The organism is Agrobacterium tumefaciens str. B6 (assembly GCF_001541315.1).
GTDB lineage: Bacteria > Pseudomonadota > Alphaproteobacteria > Rhizobiales > Rhizobiaceae > Agrobacterium > Agrobacterium radiobacter.
Map to the genome: position 1 here is coordinate 326,780 of NZ_LMVK01000012.1, position 25,996 is coordinate 352,775.

22 protein-coding genes, 1 pseudogene and 1 other annotated feature are annotated in these 25,996 nt (G+C 60.1%); of the genes and pseudogenes, 15 read left to right on the forward strand and 8 right to left on the reverse strand.

The window, feature by feature from the left end; translation table 11 throughout:
- Positions 1-27: 27 nt before the first annotated feature.
- From ASB65_RS11755 to ASB65_RS11770, 4 genes are all read right to left on the reverse strand, one after another.
- Positions 28-1,056 (reverse strand): adenylate/guanylate cyclase domain-containing protein, encoded by a 1,029-nt coding sequence (locus ASB65_RS11755; RefSeq protein WP_003502174.1) that lies wholly within the window; start codon positions 1,054-1,056, stop codon positions 28-30.
- Between the two features lie 184 nt (positions 1,057-1,240).
- Positions 1,241-1,846: a hypothetical protein gene (locus ASB65_RS11760; RefSeq protein ID WP_060724055.1), complete on the reverse strand. Its 606-nt coding sequence runs from the start codon at positions 1,844-1,846 to the stop codon at positions 1,241-1,243.
- An 81-nt stretch (positions 1,847-1,927) separates the two neighbouring features.
- Entirely contained in the window at positions 1,928-3,088 is a 1,161-nt protein-coding gene (gene rnd / locus ASB65_RS11765) for a ribonuclease D (RefSeq protein WP_060724056.1), read from the reverse strand.
- 82 nt (positions 3,089-3,170) lie between these two features.
- Positions 3,171-4,442 carry an MFS transporter gene (locus ASB65_RS11770; protein WP_060724057.1) on the reverse strand — a complete coding sequence of 424 codons (1,272 nt, stop codon included), beginning with the start codon at positions 4,440-4,442 and terminating at the stop codon, positions 3,171-3,173.
- A 191-nt stretch (positions 4,443-4,633) separates the two neighbouring features.
- On the opposite strand from ASB65_RS11770, the gene aspS reads away from it, so the two are divergent.
- The 4 genes and pseudogenes from aspS (at position 4,634) to ASB65_RS11790 (ending at position 10,796) form a co-directional block, all read left to right on the forward strand.
- Positions 4,634-6,421: an aspartate--tRNA ligase gene (gene aspS, locus ASB65_RS11775; protein ID WP_003502186.1), complete on the forward strand. Its 1,788-nt coding sequence runs from the start codon at positions 4,634-4,636 to the stop codon at positions 6,419-6,421.
- 1 nt (position 6,422) lies between these two features.
- The gene (locus tag ASB65_RS11780) at positions 6,423-6,899 is read left to right on the forward strand and encodes an FUSC family protein (protein ID WP_060724058.1); all 477 of its coding nucleotides are present in this window, start codon (positions 6,423-6,425) and stop codon (positions 6,897-6,899) included.
- A gap of 103 nt (positions 6,900-7,002) precedes the next feature.
- Positions 7,003-9,108 carry a methyl-accepting chemotaxis protein gene (locus ASB65_RS11785; protein ID WP_060724059.1) on the forward strand — a complete coding sequence of 702 codons (2,106 nt, stop codon included), beginning with the start codon at positions 7,003-7,005 and terminating at the stop codon, positions 9,106-9,108.
- A 77-nt stretch (positions 9,109-9,185) separates the two neighbouring features.
- Positions 9,186-9,241 (forward strand) — a sequence feature (sul1 is cis-regulatory element that is thought to sense ions involved in sulfur or methionine metabolism; They are found in Alphaproteobacteria).
- 74 nt (positions 9,242-9,315) lie between these two features.
- A pseudogene (locus ASB65_RS11790) lies at positions 9,316-10,796 on the forward strand (SulP family inorganic anion transporter).
- A 39-nt stretch (positions 10,797-10,835) separates the two neighbouring features.
- Here the strand turns inward: ASB65_RS11790 and ASB65_RS11795 are convergent.
- The gene (locus ASB65_RS11795; protein ID WP_060724060.1) at positions 10,836-12,026 is read right to left on the reverse strand and encodes a hypothetical protein; all 1,191 of its coding nucleotides are present in this window, start codon (positions 12,024-12,026) and stop codon (positions 10,836-10,838) included.
- 229 nt (positions 12,027-12,255) lie between these two features.
- Between ASB65_RS11795 and parC the strand changes: the two genes are divergently transcribed.
- Entirely contained in the window at positions 12,256-14,508 is a 2,253-nt protein-coding gene (gene parC / locus ASB65_RS11800) for a DNA topoisomerase IV subunit A (protein WP_060724061.1), read from the forward strand.
- Between the two features lie 97 nt (positions 14,509-14,605).
- Here the strand turns inward: parC and ASB65_RS11805 are convergent, their stop codons facing one another.
- From ASB65_RS11805 to hemB, 3 genes are all read right to left on the reverse strand, one after another.
- Positions 14,606-15,364: an arginyltransferase gene (locus ASB65_RS11805; RefSeq protein ID WP_003502198.1), complete on the reverse strand. Its 759-nt coding sequence runs from the start codon at positions 15,362-15,364 to the stop codon at positions 14,606-14,608.
- Positions 15,365-15,541: 177 nt separating this feature from the next.
- Positions 15,542-16,000 (reverse strand): RDD family protein, encoded by a 459-nt coding sequence (locus tag ASB65_RS11810; RefSeq protein ID WP_003502200.1) that lies wholly within the window; start codon positions 15,998-16,000, stop codon positions 15,542-15,544.
- Between the two features lie 97 nt (positions 16,001-16,097).
- Positions 16,098-17,111: a porphobilinogen synthase gene (gene hemB / locus ASB65_RS11815; protein WP_060724195.1), complete on the reverse strand. Its 1,014-nt coding sequence runs from the start codon at positions 17,109-17,111 to the stop codon at positions 16,098-16,100.
- A 174-nt stretch (positions 17,112-17,285) separates the two neighbouring features.
- On the opposite strand from hemB, the gene ASB65_RS11820 reads away from it, so the two are divergent.
- The 10 genes from ASB65_RS11820 (at position 17,286) to nusB (ending at position 25,985) form a co-directional block, all read left to right on the forward strand.
- Complete coding sequence (locus ASB65_RS11820; RefSeq protein ID WP_060724062.1) at positions 17,286-17,723, forward strand: DUF6163 family protein; 438 nt, start codon at positions 17,286-17,288, stop codon at positions 17,721-17,723.
- Positions 17,724-17,957: 234 nt separating this feature from the next.
- Positions 17,958-18,467 carry a transcriptional regulator LdtR gene (ldtR, locus tag ASB65_RS11825; protein ID WP_026363448.1) on the forward strand — a complete coding sequence of 170 codons (510 nt, stop codon included), beginning with the start codon at positions 17,958-17,960 and terminating at the stop codon, positions 18,465-18,467.
- A gap of 374 nt (positions 18,468-18,841) precedes the next feature.
- Positions 18,842-20,173, forward strand: coding sequence for a L,D-transpeptidase family protein (locus tag ASB65_RS11830; protein ID WP_003502206.1), 1,332 nt, complete (start codon positions 18,842-18,844; stop codon positions 20,171-20,173).
- Positions 20,174-20,383: 210 nt separating this feature from the next.
- Positions 20,384-21,673, forward strand: a complete 1,290-nt coding sequence (gene glyA / locus ASB65_RS11835) for a serine hydroxymethyltransferase (RefSeq protein ID WP_060724063.1) — start codon at positions 20,384-20,386, stop codon at positions 21,671-21,673.
- Between the two features lie 12 nt (positions 21,674-21,685).
- The gene (gene nrdR / locus ASB65_RS11840) at positions 21,686-22,165 is read left to right on the forward strand and encodes a transcriptional regulator NrdR (protein ID WP_003502218.1); all 480 of its coding nucleotides are present in this window, start codon (positions 21,686-21,688) and stop codon (positions 22,163-22,165) included.
- 2 nt (positions 22,166-22,167) lie between these two features.
- Positions 22,168-23,412 carry a bifunctional diaminohydroxyphosphoribosylaminopyrimidine deaminase/5-amino-6-(5-phosphoribosylamino)uracil reductase RibD gene (gene ribD, locus ASB65_RS11845; protein ID WP_060724064.1) on the forward strand — a complete coding sequence of 415 codons (1,245 nt, stop codon included), beginning with the start codon at positions 22,168-22,170 and terminating at the stop codon, positions 23,410-23,412.
- A complete protein-coding gene (locus tag ASB65_RS11850) occupies positions 23,412-24,023 on the forward strand; it encodes a riboflavin synthase (RefSeq protein ID WP_003502222.1) in 612 nt (203 codons plus the stop codon). Before ribD ends, ASB65_RS11850 begins: the two co-directional genes overlap by 1 nt.
- Before the next feature lie 203 nt (positions 24,024-24,226).
- Entirely contained in the window at positions 24,227-24,859 is a 633-nt protein-coding gene (locus ASB65_RS11855; protein ID WP_020810359.1) for a LysE family translocator, read from the forward strand.
- A 177-nt stretch (positions 24,860-25,036) separates the two neighbouring features.
- A complete protein-coding gene (gene ribH / locus ASB65_RS11860; RefSeq protein WP_003502225.1) occupies positions 25,037-25,483 on the forward strand; it encodes a 6,7-dimethyl-8-ribityllumazine synthase in 447 nt (148 codons plus the stop codon).
- A gap of 4 nt (positions 25,484-25,487) precedes the next feature.
- Positions 25,488-25,985 (forward strand): transcription antitermination factor NusB, encoded by a 498-nt coding sequence (gene nusB / locus ASB65_RS11865; protein WP_031233928.1) that lies wholly within the window; start codon positions 25,488-25,490, stop codon positions 25,983-25,985.
- Positions 25,986-25,996 lie beyond the last annotated feature (11 nt).

Genomic DNA, 25,996 nt, shown 5'->3' on the forward strand with positions numbered 1-25,996 from the left:
GCGCGGCATTTTGCAGCCGTTTACCCCTTAAACCACAGGGGGCTGGTATTGGCTGAGTGTGCAGACGCCCAGCGTCTGGCCACGACCTTTCACGGCATGTTCGCCCAGATATTCGCTGCGAACGCCTTTCGGAAGCACCAGCTGATGAGCGAGGTCTGCCGATATGAGCACCGGATGACCGAGCATCTTGCTGAGCGATTCGAGACGCGATGTGGTGTTCACGGTATCGCCGAAATAGGTGATCTTGTGATGATCGACGCCTATTTCCGCCGTGATGACCGGCCCGCCATGGATGGCGAAGCGCAGGCGCGGCACTTCGCCAAAGCGGGAGAGCCACATGTCCCGGTTGCTTTCAACCGTCGCCTGAATATCGAATACGCAGCGCACGCAGGCCGCCCGCCTTATCGCCATATGATAAGGCCAGGTGATGATGGCGGCGTCGCCAATATAATCGTCGATGACACCGCCGTGTTTTCTGACCGGCGCGGCATAACTTGCGAAAATTTCGCCGAGAAACTCCTGGGCTTTCAGGTCTCCATGGGTTTCGGCAAAGGAGGTGGAGCCGACGAGATCGATGAAGATGAAGACGCGGTCTTCGCTGACGGGGCGGCGATAGCGACCGAGAATGAGATCGATGAAGATATCGCGGCCGAGAAGCTCGCGTACGCGCATGATGAAGACGATGATGCCGCAGACGATGAGGGTAAAGATCAGCGTCTGCACTTCGGCGTGCACCGCCCGTTTCCAGGTGCCGGGAAATATCCCGCTCAACCACAGGATGGTGCCGCCAAGCCCGAATCCGCAAAAGACGAGGATGGCATAGATGATGAGGCCGACGGCGATATAGGCGGGCGTGGGCAAAGCGCTGACCTGCCGCGACAGGCCGGGCATGATGTAACCGCGTTCAAAAGCAAGAATCGGTGCGCAGGCGAAGAGCGCATAGGTCGCGCCGATCAGCGCGCCGCCGCCATATTCCAGAAAGGCGTAGGCCACGCCGCTGCCGGCCACGGCAACGAACAGCACCACGTAATCCAGAATGGGCAGCAATTTTTTCATGTCGGTTCTTGATCTCGGGAAGGGGAGGCCCCGCGCTCCCTTCGGGCGAAGCTTCTGTTCAGGTCATATGCGACATTAGTGTGGAAAAAGCGCTGCAAAAAGTGAGCAATCGGTAAGGTTGCATGAAGGATTGGTAAGGCTGTTGCGCCGTTGCCGCAAAATCAGCACCACCGCCGCTCTACGTCTAATAGGATGTTCTGTAATAGACGGTTTCAAGCGGGGATTGCGGCCTGTCGTCCGGCGAGCGGCTCGACCATTTGACGGGAAAGGCGGCAAAACGCAGCTTGTTACCGTCGATCCATGCCCGGTCGAACAGGGTTTCGCCCTTGCGGGCGAAGGCGATGGCGGCGCAGGGGCGGCCGTCGACATCGAAGGGAATGTTGTCCTTCCAGCCGCCCAAGCCGCAGCCCATGCCTTTCGGGTCGCGATTATAGTGGTCAACGACGTCGCCGTCATTCGGCGTCATGGTGATGGCGGTGACGGTATGGGCAAAGAGCAGGCTGTCCTGATCTTTCAGGCCGCCATCCAGCGTGCCTTCATAACGCACCTGAACCGTGGGCTGCTGGCAGCCGCTGCGGGCATAGATCTGCGAGACCGCGTGCATGCGATTGTCGCGAATGGTGATGCGGGTGACGATGCCATGTCGGTCGTTCTTGCCGATCTTAAGGCAGTCGGTCGTCCATTCGCCCTGAAGATCGACCTTCTCTTCGGCGGTCCGGGCGGGAAGAGAGGGAAGAATGCCGGCCGCCGTAAAAAGGGCGGCGAGCAGCAGAGTGTGGGCAGGTTTCATGGCAATACCCTCAAATCGCGCGACCATCGGTTAAGAGATGGGACGCGATGCGGGCAAAATTGGGGAGAAAGCGGCGGGCGATTACGCCTCGCTTGCCGCAACCTCCACCGCCTCGACCTTCTTGCCGGCGAAACGCAATGCCACTTCGCCATTGATGAGCTTCAAGGCTACATCGCCGAACAGCTCACGCCGCCAGCCGGTCAGCGCCGCAACGGTCGCCTTCTCGCCTTCGGAGGCGATCTTGTCCAGATCGTCGCTATTGGCGATGACCTTGGCGGCGACGCCGTGCTTATCTGCGGTGAGCTTCAGGAGAACCTTGAGCAGCTCCACGGCAGCGCCGGAACCTTCCGGTGCATGGCTGTGGCGCGGCGCCTTCGGCATTTCCTCCTTCGGAAGCGCCAGCGCTGCATTCACGGTCTCGATGATGGCGGTGCCGGAGGCGGATCGTTCCCAGCCCTTGGGGATGGTGCGCAGACGCGACAGCGCCTCGGTATCCTTCGGTTGCTGCTGGGCGATTTCGAAGATTGCATCGTCTTTCAGGACGCGCGAACGCGGCACGTTGCGCGAACGCGCTTCACGCTCGCGCCAGGCGGCGACGAATTTGAGGATGGCGAGTTCCGTCGGCTTGCGCAGGCGCGATTTCAACCGCAGCCATGCATCGTCGGGATGCATGTCATAGGTGTCGCGCGATTCCAGAATGTCCATCTCTTCGGTCAGCCACAGCGAGCGACCTTCGCGCTCCAGCTGCGCCTTCAGCGCCAGATAGACATCGCGCAGATGCGTCACGTCGGCGAGCGCGTAGTCCAGCTGCTTTTCGGTCAGCGGACGGCGGCTCCAGTCGGTGAAACGCGAGGATTTGTCGATCTGCACGTTCTTGATCTTCTGAACCAGCTGGTCGTAGGAGATCGAATCGCCGAAACCGCAGACCATGGCGGCGACCTGCGTATCGAAGATCGGATGGGGAATGAGCCCGCCGAGATGGTAGATGATTTCGATATCCTGCCGCGCGGCATGGAAAACCTTCACGACATCAGGATTGGCCATCAGTTCGAACAGCGGGGTGAGATCGATACCTTTTGCGAGCGGATCGACCAGCACCTCAAGCGTCGGGCTTGCCATCTGCACGAGGCAGAGTTCCGGCCAGAAGGTGGTTTCGCGCAGAAACTCGGTGTCGATAGTAATGAATTCCGATTTCGCCAGTTCCGTGCAGGCTTCGGCGAGGGCGGCAGTCGTTTCAATCATTGCAAATGGCCACTCGTGAAAATTATCCGTCTTACTTTCCCTTTGCCGGGCGCATGTCAATACAAAGCCCGCTTTTGAAGGCTCATGGATCGTTTTTCTCGGGCGGATTTGGCTCCGGCCCATCGTTTTTGGGCGGCGGGGGCGCGGCGAGCTTCTGAAAATAGGCCGAGGTGCGCAAAAGCGAGCGGAACCGCCAGTTCCTCTCCTCAACCGGAACGCCCTCGCGCACCTGCAGCCGGTAGATGGTGTAGGCGATGAAAACGATCTGGATCGCGGCCGTATAGCTGAACAACGCCTTCGGCCCGAACTGGTCGATCAGCACGGAAGCGAGCAGCGGCCCGACGGTTGCGCCCACCGACCAGAAGAACAAAAGCCCGGCGGAAACCATCGCATGTTCGCCCTCTTTCGCATGGTCGTTGCCGTGCGCGGAGCTGAGGGAATAGAGCGGCAGCGCAAAGGCGCCGAAGATGAAGACGCCGATGATGTTGCTCCATTCGTCCGTGCCGGCGAAGAAGGCGAGGAACAGGCCGACGATAACAGAACCGGCGGTAGTGGCGAGAATGATGATGCGGCGATCATAACGGTCGGAATAGACGCCGAGCGGATATTGCAGCACCACGCCGCCGATGATGCCCGCACTCATGAAGGTGGCGATGGCGGTAACGGACAAGCCGATCTGTTCGGCATAGATCGGGCCGATATTACGGAACGCCGCCATGCTGAGGCCGACGGCCACGCAGCCGACGACGGCGAGCGGCGAGATACGCCAGACGGCGAAAAGATTGAAGGGAATCTGTTTCGGCGGCGCGGGGTTGGATTTGTCGGCAATCGAGATCGGCACCAGGGACAGGGGGAGCGCCATGGCGGTCAGTGAGAATATGATGGGCCCGGCGATGCCGGCGACGGGAATGATATATTGGGCGAGCGTCACGGGGCCGAGATCAACGAAACGATAGATGGAGAGCGTGCGGGCGCGATTGGAATTCGTCACCTGCGCGTTGATCCAGCTTTCGATGGCGGCGAAAAGACAGGCGACCGCGATGCCGATCACAAAACGCATTGCCAGCCAGAAGAGCGGATGGGTGATGAGCGGCATGGCGATCGATGCGGCTGATGCAACGGCCGCCATGGTGGCGAAAGTGCGGATGTGGCCGATCTTGCGCAGCAGGCGCGTCACCGAAATGCAGCCAAGCGCGAAACCGAGGCTGTAGGCCGCGCTGATGAGGCCGATGGTGCTGGCCGAAAATCCTTCGGAGAGGCCGCGCAGCGCGATATAGGTTCCCTGCAGGCCGTTGCCGCCGATCAGAATGCCGGCGGTGACGAGAAGTGGGATAAGAGGTCTGATCTGGCTCATTGCGGGCCGACTCGGTTTGGCGGGCTGGATTAGTCCTATCTAAAGCGAAGGCAGGGGAAAGGACAGGCTGAAGGCGACATTGTTGCGCTTTGCCTTGACAAATCAGGCTGGCCATGCGCTTTTCCGGCAAATTTCGACAGTGCCGCCCATCTGGCCTCCAACGGGCCCACGACACGTTCCAGGATATAAAAATGCATCGTTACCGCAGCCACACCTGTGCCGCTCTCCGCAAGTCCGACGTCGGCGAAACCGTTCGCCTTTCCGGTTGGGTTCACCGCGTGCGAGATCATGGCGGCGTTCTCTTCATCGACCTTCGCGACCATTACGGCATCACCCAGGTGGTTGCCGATCCAGACAGCCCGGCCTTCAAGGTCGCCGAGACCGTGCGTGGCGAATGGGTCATCCGCATCGACGGCCTCGTCAAGGCGCGTTCGGAAGACACAGTCAACAAGGGCATGGCGACCGGCGAGATCGAGCTTTACGCGCAGGAGATCGAGGTTCTTGGTGTTGCCAAGGAACTGCCGCTGCCGGTCTTCGGTGAGCCGGAATATCCGGAAGATGTTCGCCTGAAGTACCGCTTCCTCGACCTGCGCCGCGAAACCCTGCACAGGAACATCGTCAAGCGCACGCAGATCATCTCCGCCATGCGTACCGGCATGGGCGATATGGGCTTTGCCGAATATACGACGCCAATCCTCACCGCATCCTCGCCGGAAGGCGCGCGCGATTTCCTCGTTCCCTCGCGCATCCACGAAGGCAAGTTCTTCGCGCTGCCGCAGGCGCCGCAGCAGTACAAGCAGCTTCTGATGGTGGCCGGTTTCGACCGCTACTTCCAGATCGCGCCGTGCTTCCGCGATGAAGACCCGCGTGCCGACCGTCTGCCAGGCGAATTCTACCAGCTCGACGTCGAAATGAGCTTCGTGACCCAGGAAGATGTCTGGACCACGATGGAGCCGATGATGACGGCCGTGTTCGAACAGTTTGCCGAAGGCAAGCCGGTGACGAAAGAGTGGCCGCGCATTCCCTATGACGAATCGATCCGCAAATACGGTTCCGACAAGCCGGACCTGCGTAACCCGATCGTCATGGAAGCCGTGACCGAACATTTCGACGGTTCGGGCTTCAAGGTCTTCGCCAACATGATCGCTTCCAACCCCAAGGTTCAGGTCTGGGCGATCCCGGCCAAAACCGGTGGTTCGCGCGCTTTCTGCGATCGCATGAACGCCTGGGCGCAGAGCCAGGGCCAGCCTGGCCTCGGCTACATCTTCTGGAAGGAAGAAGACGGCAAGATTGCCGGCTCCGGCCCGCTTGCGAAGAACATTGGCGAGGAACGCACCGAGGCGCTGCGTCAGCAGCTCGGCCTTGAGGCGGGCGACGCCTGCTTCTTCGTTGCCGGTGATCCCGCGAAGTTCTACAAGTTCGCCGGCGAGGCGCGCACTCGCGCTGCCGACGAGCTGAACCTCATCGACCGCGACCGTTTTGAAATGTGCTGGATCGTCGATTTCCCCTTCTTCGAATATAACGAGGAAGAAAAGAAGATCGACTTTGCTCACAACCCCTTCTCCATGCCGCAGGGTGGCATGGAAGCGCTGGAGGGCCAGGATCCGCTCTCCATCAAGGCATTCCAGTATGACGCGGTCTGCAACGGCTTCGAAATCGCCTCCGGCTCGATCCGTAACCAGTCGCCCGAGCTGATGGTCAAGGCTTTCGAAAAGGTTGGCCTGTCGCAGAGCGACGTGGAAGAGCGCTTCGGCGGTCTCTACCGCGCCTTCCAGTACGGTGCGCCTCCGCATGGCGGTTGCGCCTTCGGCATCGACCGTGTGGTCATGCTTCTGGTTGGTGCGAAGAACCTGCGCGAAATCACGCTGTTCCCAATGAACCAGCAGGCGCAGGACCTGCTGATGAACGCGCCGTCGCCGGCAACGCCGACGCAGCTTCGCGAACTGGCGCTGCGCGTCGTTCCGTCCAAGAAGGACTGATATGTTGAAGACGCTGCTCGACCGGGTTCGTGCAGCCTTCACCCGTGCATTGGCGGCCGCGCTTGCGGCCGCTTTTGCGTTCTGGGTCGCTCATCGCTGGCTCGGGCACCCACAGCCCGTCTTTGCCGCAATAAGCGCGCTGATCTGCCTGTCCCCCGGCGTTCCAAGCCATGTCCGTCAGGGGCTTGGGCTGATGGTCGGCGTCACCATCGGCATCCTCGTCGGGGAGGTCGCTCTTCTCGTCCCGCATGACTTCGCCGAAATCCGGCTCGCCTCGGCGACCTTCATCGCCATGATCCTCGCCACCATGTTCGGCCTGCCGGCGGTGGTGCCGATACAGGCCGGGGCTTCGGCCATGCTCGTTCTTTTGATGGGACCGCAGGTTGCCGGTTTTGTCCGTTTTGTCGATGTGATCGTGGGCGTGGCGACGGGTGTGGTCGTTGCGCTGGTATTCTTTCGCGAGCGGCTGAAGCTCTAGCGATCTTGTCATAAAACCTTAATTAAACTGACAAATCCGGTAGAGGAGTTCTTAAGCCTTCTCGATCATTCATCCCATCGTGAAATCTGCAAACGAGGGTTGAATGTTTTCGCTGGTCTCGACGTTCAAAATTGCGCATCGCGTATCCATGCTGGCCCTGGCTGCTCTGTGCGGGATCGCCGTCATCGCGGGCATGCTGCTCTGGCAAGGACACATGGAGGCGCGTTATCGCGTCGCTGAAGAGACGCTGATCGAGCGCGACGGTGTGCTGGCGGCGCTGGAGGACGGTTTGCATGAAAGCCGTCTTCACCAGAGAGACTTCCTGCTGACCCGCGATATGAAACCCGTCGGGCAGTTTGACCAGACGATGGACCAGATCCGGCAGTCATTGAGCCATCTTGAAGGCAGCGCGACATCGCAGGCCCGTACGCGGCTCGAAGCGCTCGCTGAGGGCGCGGTGGTCTATTCCGATAGCATGAAGGCCCTTGTCGCCAAGAACAGGGAACTGGGCCTAACCCCCGCGGAAGGTCTCGAAGGCGCCATGCGCAATGGCGTGCATTCCATCGAGAAACTCGTCGACGTCGTCGCCAATGCGGAAATCCGCGCCAGCATGCTGATGATGCGACGGCACGAGAAGGATTTCATCCTGCGGCGCGAAGCGGCCTATGTGACGAAACATGCGGCGGAAGTGGAAACCTTCAAGGCGCTGGTGAAGCTGGAATACCGGCCGGGCGCCGAGCGTCAGCGCATCATGGATGCACTGGAAATATATACCGCCTCGTTCCGCTTTTACGCCGCCGCCGTGCTGGAGGAGGAGAAGGCGCGCGAAACTGTCGCCTCCGCCTATAGTGCCCTGTTGCCTGTCGTCGCCGAAATCTCCACCAATTACCGGCAGGAGCGGGACGCAAGCGCTCTCGCGAACAGCGCTGCGGCGGAAAGAACGGTTTCGATCGTCGTCGCTCTTATCGCCCTGACCGTGGTAAGTCTTTTTGCCGGGGTCTACCTCATCGGCCGCTCGATCACCCGCCCGGCGACCGCGATCACGGGGGCTATGCGTCGTCTGGCCGACGGTGAAACCGAATTTGCCGTTCCCGGTCTCCAGCGTGGAGATGAGTTCGGCGCCATGGCGCATGCGCTGGAAATCTTCCGACAGGCCGCCATCGCAAAGATCGAACTGGAGGCGCAGGCGCTCGTAGCCCGGCAGCAGGCCGAAGCCGAAAAGGTGCGGTTCCAGCTTGAGGCGGAATCCGAAGCGCAGGCGCGGCTGATGCAGGCGACCACCGGGCTTGCGGCAGCGCTTCGCCGCCTCGCAGGCGGCGATCTCTCTTTCGAGCTGAACGAGCCTTTTGCCCCGGATTTCGAGGCGCTGCGCCATGATCTCAACCAGACAATCCGCCAGCTCGATGCCGCCATGTCCGGTGTCGTGCAGTCGAGCGTGGCCATCAATGGCGGCAGCCAGGAAATCAGCGAGAGCGCTGCCGATCTCGCCCGTCGTACCGAGCAGCAGGCCGCCTCACTGGAGGAAACCGCCGCCGCGCTGGATGAATTGACGGCGAATATCCGCATCTCGGCGGAGCGCGCCGTGGAAGCCCGCGCAGTGGCGCATTCGGCCGACAAGGATGCCAACCGCACGGCCAATCTCGTCGTTGACACCGTAAGCGCGATGGAAAAGATCGAGCAATCCTCCGGCAAGATCGGCAATATCATCGGCGTCATCGACGAGATCGCCTTCCAGACCAACCTTCTTGCCCTCAATGCCGGGGTGGAGGCTGCGCGCGCGGGTGAGGCGGGACGCGGTTTCGCCGTCGTTGCGCAGGAGGTGCGGGAACTCGCGCAGCGCTCGGCAAGGGCCGCTGCCGAAATCAAGGCGCTTATCCAGACCTCCGGTACAGAGGTGAAGGAGGGCGCGCGCTTCGTGCGGGAAACGGGTGCTGCCCTGTCGCGCATCGGCGGCTCGGTGAAGACGATCAACGGCCATATCGAAGCCATTGCCGCTGCCACGCACGAGCAGTCACTGGGACTTGCCGAAATCAACACCGCCGTCAACCATCTGGATCAGGGCACACAGCAGAACGCCGCCATGGTCGAGGAAAACAATGCCGCGAGCGCCATGCTGGCGGGCGAGACCGCGCGTCTCAAGGAACTGGTTCATCAGTTCCGGCTGAGCGACGTGGAGGCGAGGGGCTATGGCGGGCGCGAAGCGGCCTGAGACGCGACGGCAGTCATCGAAAAGCGGGCGCGCAACTTGCGGCCCGCTTTTTTGCCGTTTATAGCTGGGCCACTCACCACGGACCCGGTGAAATTCCGGGTGGCTCTTCTGGCCGCCGATCCGCCAGATAACGCAAAGCACCGACATTTGTTTTCAATCTACCGGACACGGTTCCGGCCGGTGCGTCATTCTTTGCGAAAAAATCAGATGAACAGATTTCAGACTTACAGACGTGAGTGGTTTTCCAATATTCGCGGCGATGTTCTTTCCGGCATTGTCGTGGCGCTTGCCCTCATTCCCGAAGCCATCGGCTTTTCCGTCATCGCCGGTGTCGACCCCAAAGTGGGGCTGTTCGCCTCCTTCGCCATTGCCTGCGTTTCTGCTTTCACCGGTGGCCGTCCGGGCATGATCTCAGCGGCAACCGCCGCGACAGCCGTCCTGATGGTTACGCTCGTCAAGGAACACGGGCTGCAATATCTCTTCGCCGCCACCATCCTCATGGGCGCGCTGCAAATCCTGGCGGGTCTTGGAAACACGGCCGGGTGATGCGCTTCGTCCCGCGCGCGGTCGTGACCGGTTTCGTCCACGCGCTGGCGATCCTGATTTTCATGGCGCAATTGCCTGAGCTGATCGGCGTGCCGGTCGAAACCTACGTCATGATCGCCGCCGGCCTTGCGATCATCTATCTTTTCCCCCTGGTCACGAAGATCATTCCGTCACCGCTGGTCGCCATCGTCTTTCTCACCTGTGTTGCCGTCTTCTCTGGCATGGATATCCGCACGGTCGGCGATCTCGGTGAGTTGCCCTCGACGCTGCCGATATTCGCCCTGCCGCAGGTGCCGCTGACCTTCGAGACGCTGCAGATCATCTTTCCCTATTCCGTGGCGCTCGCCGCCGTCGGTCTCCTGGAATCGCTGCTGACGGCGCAGATTGTCGACGACATGACGGATACGGGCAGCAACAAGAGCCGCGAATGCATCGGGCAGGGGACAGGCAATATCGCATCCGCCCTCATCGGCGGCATGGGCGGCTGCGCCATGATAGGCCAGTCCGTCATCAATGTCAGCTCCGGCGGGCGTGGCAGGCTCTCCACCTTCGTGGCAGGCGCTTTCCTGCTGTTCCTCATTCTGGTGCTGGATGATCTCGTGCGCATCATCCCGATGGCAGCCCTGGTGGCGGTGATGATCATGGTCTCCATCGGCACGTTCTCGTGGCGCTCCATCCTTGATCTTAGCCGCAACCCGCCATCATCGAGCATCGTCATGCTGGTGACGGTCGGCACGGTGCTCGCCACCCACGACCTTGCAAAAGGCGTGCTGGCCGGCGTGCTTCTCTCCGGCGTGTTTTTTGCGGGCAAGGTGTCGAAACTCTTCCACGTCCGGCCGGAGCTTTCTGCCGATGGCCGCGAGCGGATTTATCGCGTCGATGGCCAGATTTTCTTCGCCTCGACCGAAAGCTTCATCGCCGCCTTCGATTTCGCCGATGAGGTGGACGCCGTGACGATTGATGTCACCGAGGCGCATCTGTGGGATATTTCGGCAGTTGGTGCGCTGGACAAGGTGGTTCTGAAATTCCGCAAGACCGGCAAGAAGGTCGAGGTGATCGGTGTCAACGAGGCTAGCGCCCACATGATCGACCGCTTTGCCCTGCACGATAAACAGGACGGCGCTGCCGCACCGCTGCACTGAGCGCAAAAAAAGCCCCGGCAAGACCGGGGCTTTTTGGTTTTATTCGTTTGCCGTCACCGTGACGCCGAGCATTTTCGGCAGGGTGTTCGGCGCGCCCATTGCGGCGCCCATGATCATCGGGAAAGGAACCGGCTTTTCCGGCTCTGCCGTGATCGAGAGGTTCTTCGGATTGTCGATATAGGCGTTGATGGCCGCCGACACCATGTTCTGCAGCTCCGGAACGTTGAGCGAAGCCATCATGATCGGCGCCATGCCCTTGATGGTCTGGGCAAGCTGGTCGCTCGTCATGCCCTGCTGGCTTGCCGCATAGTCGATGGCGCGCTTGGTGATGCTGGCGTCTTCGAAGCTGATTTCGGCGTTGATGAAGGAAAGCTGCTGCATCAGGCCGAGCATGGCGAGGCTTGCTGCCTGGTCCGCCTGTTCCTTGTTCGGATTGGCGGCTTGCGCCTTTACCGTCTCCTGCATCGACTTGATGAAGTCGAGCGTGTAGCCGGAGAAACCGAACGACATGTTGAGACGACCGACATTGTCGAGGTCGATGGCGTATTCCTCGACGTCGACGGTGCCGGAGGCAACTTCCCAGCTGCCGCTCATGGTCATGTTGCCGGAAAGCGCCTGCAGATTGAGCTTTTCAATCGCGTCCTTGGTGGCCGGATCGGTGGCTTCGCTGAGATCGGCCTTGAAGCCGGAGGCGTCGAGTTCGAAACCGATCGAGTTCTTGTCGTCGCTGACGGACATCGTCGCGCTGCTTTCCTCAAGCGAGAAAGCCGGCTTTCCGTCGACGGAAACGGAAATCGGACCGCTATGGGCTTCATCGTAGAACATCAGGGCGTCGACGGTGCCGGTGGTCGCATCGCCCGGAATGACGAGGCCGGACATGTAGATGTCGCTCGCCTTGATCTCAACCTTGTCCTGCTTGTAGTCGATATTATCGAAACGGGCGTTCTTGATCTTGTAGCCGCCGTTGTTTTCCTCGACGCCTTCGAGCGACACATTGCCAACGGGGATCTTCTTGGCAGGATCGGCGACGGAGTTGAAGGTCACGCTGTTCAGCGTCACCGTCGTGCCGTTGACGGCGACGGAACCGGCGGCGATCTCGCCTCCCTGCGCGGCATAGGCTGCGTTGATTTTCTTCAGCACATCCCCGCCATCCAGCGCGAAAGCCGGTGCCGAAAGCGTAAGAAGCGCGGCGCTCGCGAAAAGAACCTGCCGGGTGGATTTCAGTCTCATGATGTTTCTTCCCTCAACGTACGGCTGTGCACCGTGTCCGAATTCGAATGGTGATACTTATATTCGCGATTATTCAAAGGTCTATAGGATTTAGATCGATTCCCATGACGGCGGCATTGCGGCATTTGCAACGCGGTTAACAAAAAATCGCATGAAAGGGGTGCTTTCATCCACAGGGCACACCCCTGAATTTCTTGCCGGGAATCGGCATTTCCGCTAGTCAAGCACCATGGGAAAAAATCTTGTACCTCCGTCCGGCGGAGACGATAACATTCATCCGGTCGATTTGAAGGCGGCGCTTGAAGAGCGCTACCTCGCTTACGCCTTGTCCACGATCATGCATCGTGCGCTGCCGGATGTGCGCGACGGCCTGAAGCCGGTTCACCGCCGCATCATCCACGCCATGAGCGAAATGGGCATCCGCCCCAACTCGGCCTTCAAGAAATGCGCCCGTATCGTCGGCGACGTGATCGGTAAATTCCACCCGCATGGCGACCAGTCGGTCTACGATGCGCTGGTGCGCCTCGCGCAGGATTTCTCGCAGCGTTATCCGATTGTCGACGGGCAGGGCAATTTCGGCAATATCGATGGCGACGGCGCCGCCGCCTATCGTTACACCGAAGCGCGTATGACCGATGTGGCGGCGCTGCTGCTGGAAGGCATCGGCGAGGATGCGGTGGATTTCCGCGCCACCTATAATGAGGAAGACGAAGAGCCGGTTGTCCTGCCGGGCGCCTTCCCCAATCTGCTTGCCAACGGTGCCTCAGGCATCGCCGTCGGCATGGCGACATCGATCCCGCCGCACAACGCCCATGAACTTTGCGATGCGGCGCTCCATCTCATCAAGAATCCCGATGCGACGGTTGAAAAGCTGGTGGAATTCATTCCCGGCCCTGACCTGCCGACCGGTGGCGTGATCATCGAAAGCCGCGAGAATATTCTCGATGCCTATAAGACCGGGCGCGGTGGTTTCCGCGTGCGCGCAAAATGGGAAACGGAAGACCTCGGACGTGGCGGCTATCAGATCGTCATCACCGAAATACCGTTCCAGGTGCAGAAATCGCGGCTGATCGAAAAGATCGCCGAGCTGCTGCTCGCACGCAAACTGCCGCTGCTCGAGGATGTCAGAGACGAATCCGCCGAAGACGTGCGCATCGTGCTGGTGCCGAAGAGCCGCACCGTCGATGCGACGCTGTTGATGGAATCGCTGTTCCGCCTCTCCGACCTTGAAAGCCGCCTGCCGCTCAACATGAACGTGCTGTCGCTCGGCAAGGTGCCGAAGGTGATGGCGTTGAACGAGGTGCTGAGCGAGTGGCTTGCGCACCGCAAGGACGTGCTGGTCCGCCGCTCCCGCCACCGTCTCGCCGCCATCGACCGCAGGCTCGAGATTCTCGGCGGCCTGCTGGTGGCCTATCTCAATCTCGACGAGGGGATCCGCATCATCCGTGAGGAAGACGAGCCGAAACAGGTGATGATGGCGAAGTGGTCGCTCACCGACAATCAGGCCGAAGCCATCCTCAACATGCGGCTGCGTAATCTGCGCAAGCTCGAGGAATTCGAAATCCGCAAGGAATTCGATGAACTCAGCAGCGAGAAGGCCGAAATCGAGTCGCTGCTCGCCTCCGATGAGAAGCAGTGGCAGACCGTCGCCTGGGAAATCGGCGAGGTCAAAAAGAAGTATGCCAAGGCTACCGAGATCGGCCGTCGCCGCACGCAGTTCGCGGATGCCCCGGATGCCGATATCGAGGCCATCCAGCAGGCGATGATCGAGAAGGAACCGGTCACCATCGTCATCTCGCAGAAGGGTTGGATCAGGGCGCTGAAGGGACACATGTCCGATACGTCGGCCCTGACCTTCAAGGAAGGCGACGGACCCAAGATCGCCTTCCCGGCGCAGACGACCGACAAGCTGCTGCTGCTGACGACAGGCGGCAAGGCCTATACGCTCGGCGCTGACAAGCTGCCGGGGGGGCGCGGTCATGGCGAGCCGATCCGCATCATGGTCGATATGGAGAACGATCAGGACATCCTGACCGCCTTCGTGCATGATCCGTCGCGCAAGCTGCTGCTCGTCTCCACCGCCGGTAATGGCTTCATCGTGCCCGAGAGCGAAATGGTCGCCAATACCCGCAAGGGCAAGCAGATCATGAATGTCTCCATGCCTGATGAAGCGAAGCTCGCGGTTCCGGTAACGGGCGATCATGTCGCCGTGGTCGGCGAGAACCGCAAGCTTCTGGCCTTCCCGCTGTCGCAGGTGCCGGAAATGTCACGCGGTAAGGGCGTGCGCCTGCAGCGCTACAAGGATGGCGGCGTTGTCGATGTGAAATGCTTCGCGCTCGCCGAGGGTCTGAGCTGGTCCGACACGGCCGGGCGTCTGTTCCCCAAGGTCGGTGAGGAACTGCGCGAATGGCTGGCCGACCGCGCCACCGTTGGCCGCACCGTGCCGAAGGGCTTTCCGCGCAGCGGGAAATTTGGTGGGTAATATCTGAAAGACGTCCTCGGAGATTGTCTGGGGGCGTCTTTCCCGCCTTTGTTTTGCTGTCCAAGCCGAACATGTGCTTCAGGACTTGGCGAACCCATTATTCTCCTTCGGGATGGTAAACCTCCCACCCACGCGGCGTCAGATGCTCCTGCGGATGATAGCGGGTCTTGTACCCCATCTTTTCCGAACCATCGACCCAGTAGCCGAGATAGACATGCGGCAGGCCGAGCGCGCGCGTGCGGGTGATGTGATCGATGATCATGAAAGTGCCGAGCGAGCGTTTTTCGAGATCGGGATTGAAGAAGGAATAGACCATCGACAGACCGTCGCTCATCACGTCGCTGAGCGCCACCGCCAGAAGTTCGCCGCGCTTGCTGGAATCGATGCCGGAGCCGGGTTCGCGCACGCGGTATTCGATGATGCGGGTGTTGACATGCGTGTCTTCCACCATGATCGCGTAGTCTAGCGCCGACATGTCGGACATGCCGCCGGACTGGTGGCGGTGGTCGAGATAACGGCGAAACAGCGCGAATTGTTCGGTGGAGGGCTCGGCGGCGTGCACTGTCGCCACGACATCCCGGTTGGCGGCAAGTACACGCCGCATCGATTTCGTCGGCTGGAACTGTTCGGTGAGGATGCGTACGGAGACGCAGGCGCGGCAGTTTTCGCAGGCCGGGCGATAGGCGATGTTCTGCGAGCGCCTGAAACCGCCCTGGGTCAGAAGATCGTTCATTTCCGAAGCGCGCGGGCCGACCAGATGGGTGAAGACCTTCCGCTCCATCTGGTTCGGCAGATAGGGGCAGGTGGCCGGCGCCGTAAGATAGAATTGAGGAGAGGGCGTCGCCTGCGTGTTCATCGAACCGTGATCGCCTCCTGCGTCTGTTATGAAAGCGTGCCGCGATTTCACGGGGTTGGCGGCGGCGCTTCAAGCGACATGCATAATGTCACAGAATGGCAAAATGACGGAAAACGTCAACTGCGGGATGAGGTATTTGACGCGATGAAAGCCACGTTTCCGTGGCTTTCATCGATATCAGCGCGTTCTGACGATAACGGTGCCGAGCAGGAAGTCATGAACGAGGCGCGAGCGCTCGGTAAACAGGCCTGCAAGCAGGATCAGCGGCGTCAAAACCGAGTTGATGACCCAGAAAAGCACGATATGCACCGTCGACAGCAGGAAATCGATTCGCCGCCCGTCCATGCGCGCCATCGCGATCCCCATCGCCCGCATGCCGGGAGTGGCCTGCGACGGGCCGCCAAGCGTCATGCCGAAATAAAGCACGGCAACGATGACGAACAGCGCCGGGTAAAGGAAGAATCCCAGGCCAAGCGTGATCACGCCGAGAAAGAAGACGATGACCGCGGCCGGGATGCACAGAAGCAGAACGATCGCGTAATCGATCACGAACGCGAAGACGCGCCGGCTCAGGACGCCGCTATAGGCGCGCCAGTCATCCGGTGCGGCATAGGTGGGGTTCTGGTCGAGGCTCATCGGTCGTTTTCTCCTGAGAGGGTATGACAGCGCGGCATGAGTGCCGTGTCAGCAGACAATATGGGAAGAAAACGACCGAATACAATAAGCGCCGGCCTCAGCCCTTTGCCAGTTTGCGTGCGGCCTCCATGGCGAAATAGGTGAGAACGCCATCGCAGCCCGCGCGCTTGAAACAGAGAAGCGTTTCCATCATCACCCGCTCGCCGTCGATCCAGCCATTCATGGCCGCAGCCTTGATCTGGGTATATTCGCCGGACACCTGATAGGCGAAGGTCGGCAGGCCGAAATTCTCCTTCAGCCGCCAGCAGATGTCGAGATAGGGCAGGCCGGGTTTGACCATCAGCATGTCGGCGCCTTCCTCAACGTCGAGTGCTGCGTCGCGGATCGCCTCCATGCCGTTGGCTGGGCTGATGTAATAGCTCGCCTTGTCACCCTTCAGCAGGCCGGCGGTGGAGATGGCCTCGCGATAGGGGCCATAATAGCCGGAGGAAAATTTCGTCGCATAGGACATGATGCCGACATTCTGGTGTCCGGCGGCGTCGAGCCCCCGGCGGATGGCGCCGATGCGCCCATCCATCATCTCCGACGGTGAGATAATGTCCGAACCGGCATCCGCCTGCAGGATGGCCGCCTTGACAACCTGTTCGACCGTTTCGTCATTGACGATCTCGTCGCCGCGCAGAATGCCGTCATGCCCGTGGCTGGTGAAGGGATCGAGCGCGACATCAGTAATCATGCCGATATTTGGCACGGCTTTTTTGACCGCGATAGTTGCCTGATTGATGAGATTGTTTGCTTCGAGCGCGTTCGAGCCGGTCTCGTCCCGCAACTCCATCTCGATATTCGGGAAGGTCGCGATGGCGGGAATGCCGAGATCGGCGGCTTCCTTTGCCGCTTCCACCAGCCGGTCGACGCTCATGCGGTTGACGCCGGGCATGGCGGGAATGGGCTCGAGAATATTGCTGCCCGGCACGATGAATACCGGCCAGATGAGGTCGTCAACGGTCAGGTGGTTTTCCTGAACCAGACGGCGCGTCCAATCCGCCTTGCGATTGCGCCGCATGCGGCGATGGCCGGTGATCTCGTCGACCAGATGCGTTTTGTCCTGCATGTCAGAATGTCCTTCGGTCAAATTTCGAAAGCTGCATATCATGAAGCGTGGGCCATGCGAATGCGACAATCTTCCCTCATTGAGGCACGGCGTCGGCGATCATGCTTTGACAAGGCAGATGGCGGAATTCAATATGGACTGGTCGCCCGCCCATCGAGACCGTATCTTCCGGCCATGGAACCTGATTCTCAACCTCTGCCGAAGCGTCCGCTTGCCGAAATCCTCTTTCTGGTCTTCAAGAGACTGGTTGCGGTTTCCTGTTTCTGGTTCGGCCTGCAATATTGGGCGATGCTGACGGGCTATTCGCTTGGCGGCCATGGGCGCTTCGATATGCTGAACCTGCCCTGGCGCGTGGCGGGCAGTGCGCTGGCGGTTATTTTCCCGGTTGCGGCGCTGGGTCTCTGGCTCGGCGCCTCCTGGGGTGCCGTCATGTGGGTCATGGGCGCGGGCGCGCAGATCGCCATGTATAAGGTTTGGCCACATATCTTCGGTGCCAACACGCTTGTGCCCGTGATGCACGGTCTCGTGGCAACCATTTATATACTATTCCTGGTCGCTTTCTGGCTGGATCAGCGCCAGAATGAAGAGCGCGCAAGAATTGATTTACCATAATAATAAAGCAATTCGCCCCGTTTTCCGGCCGAATTTTATCGTTAAGTCATTGAATTATAACGGATGACTAAGACCCATTCCCGCTTCGCCACAGATTCGGCCCGCTGGGGAAAATGCATGTAACCATTTGTTAATCGTAGCTTTTAAGTAGAATTTTATGCGCATTGATTAGGTTCTCACTCAAGGCGGGAGACAAACAAACACACCGCCAAACAAAACAGTGAGGCAGTCATGATCAATAGCAAAGTTAAGCCCCAGGCCGTTGTTGCCGATGCACATGAAGATACCATCCGCTCGCTCTACATGGAGTCGCTGCACCTGGTGGAACGTCTCCACCGCCGCCTCCTCGATGTCATCAAGGACGAGTTCGACCGTCAGGGTCGTGATGACGTCAACGCCGTTCAGGCCCTGCTGCTGTTCAACATCGGCAATTCCGAACTGACGGCCGGCGAGCTTCGTTCGCGTGGTTATTACCTCGGCTCGAACGTCTCCTATAACGTCAAGAAGCTGGTCGACCTCGGTCTCATCAACCACCAGCGCTCGCGTGTCGACCGCCGCTCGGTCCGCATCAGCCTGACGGAAAAGGGCCAGGAAATCGCCGAAACGGTTGCCCGCCTTTATGAACGCCACGTCGGTTCGATCGAAAAGGTCGGCGGCATCGGCACCGGCGAGTTCTCCGAAATGAACAAGCTGCTGCAGCGCCTTGATCGCTTCTGGAACGACTCGATCGCTTACCGCCTGTAATACCGCGACGGTTTCACTGTTTAAGCCGGGGGCATCCTTTGCTCCCGGCTTGCGGATTCCGCAGGTCACCCGCCACGCATTTTACCTGTCAAGTCCGCCCCTTCATCCGGCCTTCGCCCTGTTTTGCAGGCGAACACAGCTTCGTGAGAAGAGGACCGTGACACGAATCGGCCATATTGATATGGGAGGCGCAAAGGCATAGGAGCCGGCGGTTTCTCCTGCTGTCGTGGCAAGCCTCGACTGCTGTGCCAGACACCAGCGCCAAGATCATGGCGTATCGAGCATTACCGGCCGGCAGACACGTTGTACGTGTTTGTTAATCATATTGATTTAGGCATCGTTGAGGATGCCGAAGAGAGTGGCTGGTAGGTAGAATGACAAAGAAATCCGTTTCCGATTCCGTATCGCGCCGCGCGCTTCTGCGTTCGGCCGTTTCCGTTGGTGCTGCAGCACTTGCCGCGCCGGCCTTTGCGCAGAACGCGCTTAACGATCTCATGGGCTCTTCGCGCCGCGGCAACTGGGATGACCAGTTCGACGCCAATTCATCGCGTTCGGCCGTGGGTGTCGTTTCAAACAATCCGGTTCTCGGACGCGAAGCACCTGTCTATATGCAGCAGGCGATCATGCAATATCAGCAGATCGTGCAGAATGGCGGCTGGCCGGAAGTGCCTGCGTCCCAGCAGCGCCTCCAGATCGGCGTCTCCGATCCTTCCGTACAGGCGCTGCGCCAGCGACTGATGGTATCCGGCGATCTGCCGCGCGAAGCCGGCATTTCCAGTGCCTTTGACTCTTACGTTGATGGCGCACTGAAGCGTTTCCAGGCCCGTCATGGCCTTCCGGCTGACGGTGTCAGCGGCGAATATACCACGAAGGCGCTCAATGTTTCCGCGCAGATCCGTCTGGCGCAGTTGCAGACCAACCTCGTGCGCATTCAGTCCATGTCCGGCGATCTCGGCCAGCGTCACCTGATGGTGAACATTCCGGCCGCTGCCATCGAGGCGGTTGAGAATGAGCGCGTCGTCCTGCGCAACACCGCCGTCGTCGGTCGCGCCAGCCGCCCGACGCACGTCATCAATTCCAAGATTTACGAGGTCATCCTCAACCCTTACTGGACAGCGCCGCGCTCGATCGTCGAAAAGGACATCGTGCCGCTGATGCAGAAGGACCCGACCTATCTGGAGCGGAACAACATCCGCCTCATCGACGGCAAGGGACAGGAAGTTTCGCCGACGGCGGTCGACTGGTTTGCGCCAAAGGCACCGAACCTGATGTTCCGCCAGGACCCCGGCAAGATCAACGCCATGTCCTCGACGAAGATCAACTTCCACAATCCGAACAACGAATATATGCACGACACGCCGCAGCAGGGTCTGTTCAACAAGCTGATGCGGTTCGAATCGTCCGGCTGCGTGCGCGTACAGAACGTGCGCGACCTCACAAGCTGGCTGCTGCGCGACACGCCCGGCTGGTCGCGTCAGGAAATGGAACGCGTCATCGCCACCCGCGTCAACACGCCGATCAAGCTGGCGCAGGAAGTGCCTGTCTATTTCGTCTACATCACCGCATGGTCGGCGAAGGACGGCGTGGTGCAGTTCCGCGACGACATCTATGAAAAGGACGGCAACGCCGAACTGGCGCTCAACACCACCACCGGCATCGAACAGCCGGCTGGACCTGTCGACGACGACCTGTTGCCGCGCAACTGATCCGGCGCTGCCATCAGGTTTTTATATTTAAGTGAAAGGCCGCACCCCGTCGGGTGCGGCTTTTTTCATTTTCGCTGCTGGTTTTGAAAAAACAGCTGCCGTTTTTTGTCGCAACGTCGCAGTTTGACGGGCAAATCTCGCTGCCCGTATTGCTCTTGTTCGGGCAGGGCGCTAAGACGCCATCGCATTACTGTTTCAGGAGCCTTCACCATGTCGAACACAGATGCTTTCTTCTCCCGTCCGCTTGCCGAAGTCGATCCGGATATTTTCGGCGCGATCGAGAAGGAACTGGGTCGCCAGCGCCACGAGATCGAACTGATCGCCTCGGAAAACATCGTTTCCCGCGCTGTGCTTGAAGCGCAGGGTTCGATCATGACCAACAAATATGCCGAAGGTTATCCGGGCAAGCGTTATTACGGCGGCTGCCAGTTCGTAGACATTGCTGAAGAGCTTGCCATCGAGCGCGCCAAGAAGCTGTTCGGCGTCAACTTCGCCAACGTCCAGCCAAATTCCGGTTCGCAGATGAACCAGGCCGTATTCCTCGCGCTGCTCCAGCCGGGCGACACCTTCATGGGTCTCGACCTGAACTCCGGAGGCCATCTGACGCACGGTTCGCCGGTCAACATGTCCGGCAAGTGGTTCAACGTCGTGTCTTACGGCGTGCGCGAAGGCGACAACCTGCTCGACATGGACGAGGTGGAGCGCAAGGCCAAGGAACCCCGGCCGAAGCTTATCCTTGCCGGCGGCACCGCCTATTCCCGTATCTGGGACTGGAAGCGCTTCCGCGAGATCGCCGATGAAGTCGGCGCCTATCTGATGGTCGATATGGCCCACATCGCTGGTCTCGTTGCCGGTGGCCAGCATCCGTCGCCGTTCCCGCATTGCCACGTTGCCACCACGACGACGCACAAGTCGTTGCGCGGCCCGCGTGGCGGCATGATCCTCACCAATGACGAGGATCTGGCCAAGAAGTTCAACTCCGCCGTTTTCCCCGGCCTGCAGGGCGGTCCGCTGATGCACGTCATCGCCGCAAAGGCAGTTGCCTTCGGTGAAGCTTTGCAGCCGGAATTCAAGGATTACGCCGCACAGGTCGTCAAGAACGCCAAGGCGCTTGCCGAAACGCTGATTGAAGGTGGTCTGGACGTCGTCTCCGGCGGCACCGACAACCACCTGATGCTGGTGGACCTTCGCAAGAAGAACGCCACCGGCAAGCGTGCTGAAGCAGCTCTCGGTCGCGCCTACGTCACCTGCAACAAGAACGGCATTCCTTTCGATCCGGAAAAGCCTTTCGTCACCTCGGGTGTGCGTCTCGGCACGCCGGCCGGCACGACGCGCGGTTTCAAGGAAGCGGAATTCCGCGAAATCGGCAAGCTGATCGTCGAGGTTCTCGATGGTCTGAAGGTCGCCAACTCGGATGAGGGCAACGCTGCTGTTGAAGCTGCGGTGCGCGAAAAGGTCGTCGGCCTGACGGACCGTTTCCCGATGTATCCGTACATGTAAGGACGTAAAGAGATGCGCTGCCCATTTTGCGGTTCCGAAGACACACAGGTCAAGGACTCGCGTCCGGCGGAGGACAATACCTCCATCCGCCGGCGGCGCATCTGCCCCGATTGCGGCGGCCGCTTCACCACCTATGAGCGCGTGCAACTGCGCGAGCTGATGGTCATCAAGAAAAGCGGCCGCAAGCTGCCCTTTGACCGGGAAAAGCTGGTGCGATCCTTCGAGATCGCGCTGCGCAAGCGCCCGGTTGACCGCGACCGGATCGAGCGGGCCGTCTCCGGCATCGCCCGCCGTCTGGAAAGTTCCGGCGAGACGGAAATTCCCTCGGAAGAAATCGGCCTGCAGGTTCTGGAAGCGCTGAAAAGCCTCGATGATGTGGCCTTCGTGCGTTACGCCTCGGTTTATCGCGATTTCAGCCATGCCGAGGATTTCGAGAACGTGATCGCCGAAATCAACGCCAAGATCGCCCGTGATACGGACGGTGGAGCATAGACGTGACGAGCCGTGCCGATGACGAAAGATTCATGGCGCGGGCCATCGAGGTTTCGCTTCGCCACCAGGGGCAGACGCTGACCAACCCCTCGGTCGGCTGCGTTCTCGTAAAAGACGGAAAAATCATCGCTGAAGCGGTCACCGCCGTGGGCGGTCGTCCCCATGCCGAACGGCAGGCGCTGGAAATCGCCGGCGAGGCGGCCCGTGGCGCCACCGCCTATGTAACGCTCGAACCCTGTTCCCATTGGGGCAAGACCCCGCCCTGCGCCAATGCGCTGGTGGAATACGGCGTTGCCCGTGTCGTGGTGGCGGTTGATGATCCGGATGAGCGGGTTTCCGGCCGTGGTTATACGATATTGCGCGACGCCGGTATCGTGGTGGAAACCGGACTGCTGCGCGCCGAGGGCCAGCGCGCGCTTGCCGGTTACCTCACACGCCAGATGAAAAAACGCCCGCATGTGATTCTGAAGCTTGCAATTTCCGCCGACGGCATGATTGGCAGAGAAGGCGAGGGGCAGATTGCGATTACCGGTCGCGAGTCGCGCCATGCCGTGCATGAACTCCGCGCGCGCTGCGATTGCATTCTCGTTGGTATTCGTACCGCTATTGCGGATGATCCGGAACTGACGGTGCGCATTGCCGGTTTGGAGCAGCGTTCGCCGGTGCGGATCGTGCTGGATCGGCAGTTTGAGTTGCCTTTGACGTCGAAGCTGGTGAAGACGGCGCGGGAGGTTCCGGTGATTGTCGCGGCGATACCCCCCTCTGCCCTGCCGGGCATCTCCCCCTCAAGGTGGGAGATCGATGGAGCGCCGCTTCCCCCTGCATCGACGGGCAGAGAGGGTGAACCGAAGGCGCGATTTGAGCGAGCGGACAGCCCCTTGCCGATCTCCCCCCTTGAGGGGGAGATGCCCGGCAGGGCAGAGGGGGGTAACCCCGATCGCCGACGCCAACAACTCACCGACGCCGGCGTCCAGATCCTCGAAGCCTCCACGCTCGAAAACCTCCTCCACATCCTCGCCGAAAGCGGCATGTCGGAACTTCTGGTCGAAGGCGGCGCCTTTGCCGCAAAATCATTCCTTGAAGCCGGGCTGGTGGACCGTATCATGCTGTTCGAAAGCCCGGTTGTGATCGGTGAAGGCGGGATTGAAACGCCGCTCAACCGTGCCGATATCACGGGCGATTATGCGCTGATCAGCGAAACCGCCTATGGGCCGGATCGCTGCTTCGATTATGAAAGGCCGATTTGATGTTTACCGGAATTGTCACCGACGTCGGAACCGTTTCCGAGCTGGAAGCCCTGGCTGAAGGCATTCGTCTGCGGGTGGCGACGAATTACGATCCCAAGACCATCGATATGGGTGCGTCCATCTCCCATGGCGGCGTGTGCCTGACGGTGACGAGGCTGCCTGATGATGGCAGCAACGAGCGCTGGTACGAAGTCGAGGCCTGGGAAGAGGCGCTGCGCCTGACGACGATCGCCAGCTGGCAGAAGGGTACTCACGTCAATCTCGAGCGGGCGCTCAAGATCGGCGACGAGCTTGGCGGCCACATCGTCTCCGGCCATGTCGACGGCAAGGCGGAAATATTGGCTGTCGAACCGGAAGGTGAGGCGGTGCGTATCCGCCTGCGCGCCCCGGAGCATCTGGCGAAATTTGTGGCGCCTAAGGGTTCCATTGCGCTCGATGGCACCTCGCTGACCGTCAACGCCGTCGAAGGCACGGATTTTGACGTTCTGCTGATCCGCCATACGCTCACCGTCACCACCTGGGGCGAACGTCAGCCGGGCGATTTCGTCAATTTCGAGGTCGACACCATGGCGCGTTATGCCGCAAGGCTTGCGGAATTTCCGTCGGCGTAAACCGAAAAGGTGACTCGGCGGGTTATTGTGCCCGCTGACGCCTCCTCCTCCCGTCATTCCGACTCAAAGCCGGCATGACGGAACGGAAGCGACGAGTACGCCAAATCGCATAATGGTCGCTGCCTTGCTTCCGATGAAGCTCAAAACACTATAAGACATCTCTTCAGCCGTTTTCATCCAAACGGGGGTAGGAGACATACATCATGCCGTCTTTTGAACTGCTGACAGCCTTTTTTGTAACCACCGCTTTGTTCGCCTACATCCCCGGTCCGGCCATGCTTTATGCGGCGGCGCAGACCATGGCGCGCGGCCGGTTTGCCGGGCTGATGGCGGTGCTTGGCATCCATGTCGGCTGCTATTTCCACATTTTTGCCTCTGCGGCGGGGCTTTCGGTGCTGTTTCAGGCCGTTCCCTGGCTCTATCTCGCCGTGAAGCTCTGCGGCGCGCTTTATCTCGTATGGCTCGGTTTTTCGATGCTGCGCAGCAAGCTTGAAGGTGAGGCGGTCAATCTGACCATCGAGCCGAAGTCGGCGCGCCGCGCCTTTATCGACAGCATCATCGTCGATGTGCTCAATCCGAAGACCGCGCTGTTCTTTCTGGCCTTTCTGCCGCAATTCGTCGATCCGGCAGCAGCCTTTCCGGTCTGGCTGCAATTGCTGATCCTCGGCATCGCCGTCAATTTCATTTTTTCCTCGGCAGATCTGGTCGGCGTGCTTCTGGCAGGAGCGATGGTCGGGCGTTTGAAGCGTTCCAGCGCGGTTCAGGTGCTTGTCCGCCGCGCTGCCGGAACGGTGCTGATGGGGCTCGGCGTCCATCTGGCCTTCCAGAAAACCTGATTCTCGGGAAGCCGCGCCGGGAGGTGCAAAACCCGGCCAAATGCCCTGCAGAAGCGGTCCCTTGCGCCACTGACATATGAAATTACTTGCCAAAAACAGTCAGCCGTGGTTTGACCGCCGCAAAAGCCGGTATGATCCGGCGTTAAGCTTTTCGGGAAAATCCCCAGGAACCCTCACATGTCCAAACCTCATCTTCTTATCGTGGAAGCACGTTTTTACGACGATATGGCCGATGCTCTTCTCGAAGGCGCGAAATTCGCACTCGATGAAGCCGGCGCCACCTATGACGTCATCACCGTTCCCGGCGCGCTGGAAATCCCTGCCGCCATCGCCATGGCGCTTGACGGTGCAGACAATGACGGCACCGAATATGACGGTTTTGTCGCGCTTGGCATGGTCATTCGCGGTGAGACCTACCACTTCGACATCGTCGCCAACGAATCCTCCCGCGCGCTGATGGACCTCGCGGTCAGCGAATCGCTGCCGATCGGCAACGGCATCCTCACCGTCGAGAATGACGAGCAGGCCTGGGCGCGGGTACGCCGTTCCGACAAGGACAAGGGCGGTTTCGCCGCCCGCGCGGCGCTGACCATGATCAAGCTGAAGAAAAAACTGGGTGGCTGAACGCATGTCGAATGTTGATAATGGCGGCGAACCGCGCCAGCCTTCGGTAAAGCCCGCCAACCAGCGCGGCGCGGCCCGCCTTGCGGCCGTGCAGGCGCTTTACCAGATGGATGTCGGCGGAACCGGCGTGATGGAAGTCGTCGCCGAATATGAGGCGCATCGTCTCGGCCAGGAAGTCGATGGCGATACCTACCTGAAGGCTGACCCTTCGTGGTTCCGTTCGATCGTCGCCGGCGTGGTGCGCGATCAGACGAAGATCGACCCGCTGGTGCGCTCCGCCCTTCTGGAAGACTGGCCGCTGTCGCGTCTCGATGCCACCGTGCGCGCCATCCTGCGTGCCGGCGCTTTCGAGATTCTCGAGCGCAAGGACGTGCCGGTCGCCGTCATCGTCACGGAATATGTTGAAATCGCCCGTGCTTTCTTCGAGCATGACGAGCCCAAGCTGGTGAATGCGGTTCTGGACCGCATTGCCAAACAGGTGCGCGGCGAGGCAAAACGCTGAAGTAAAACAGG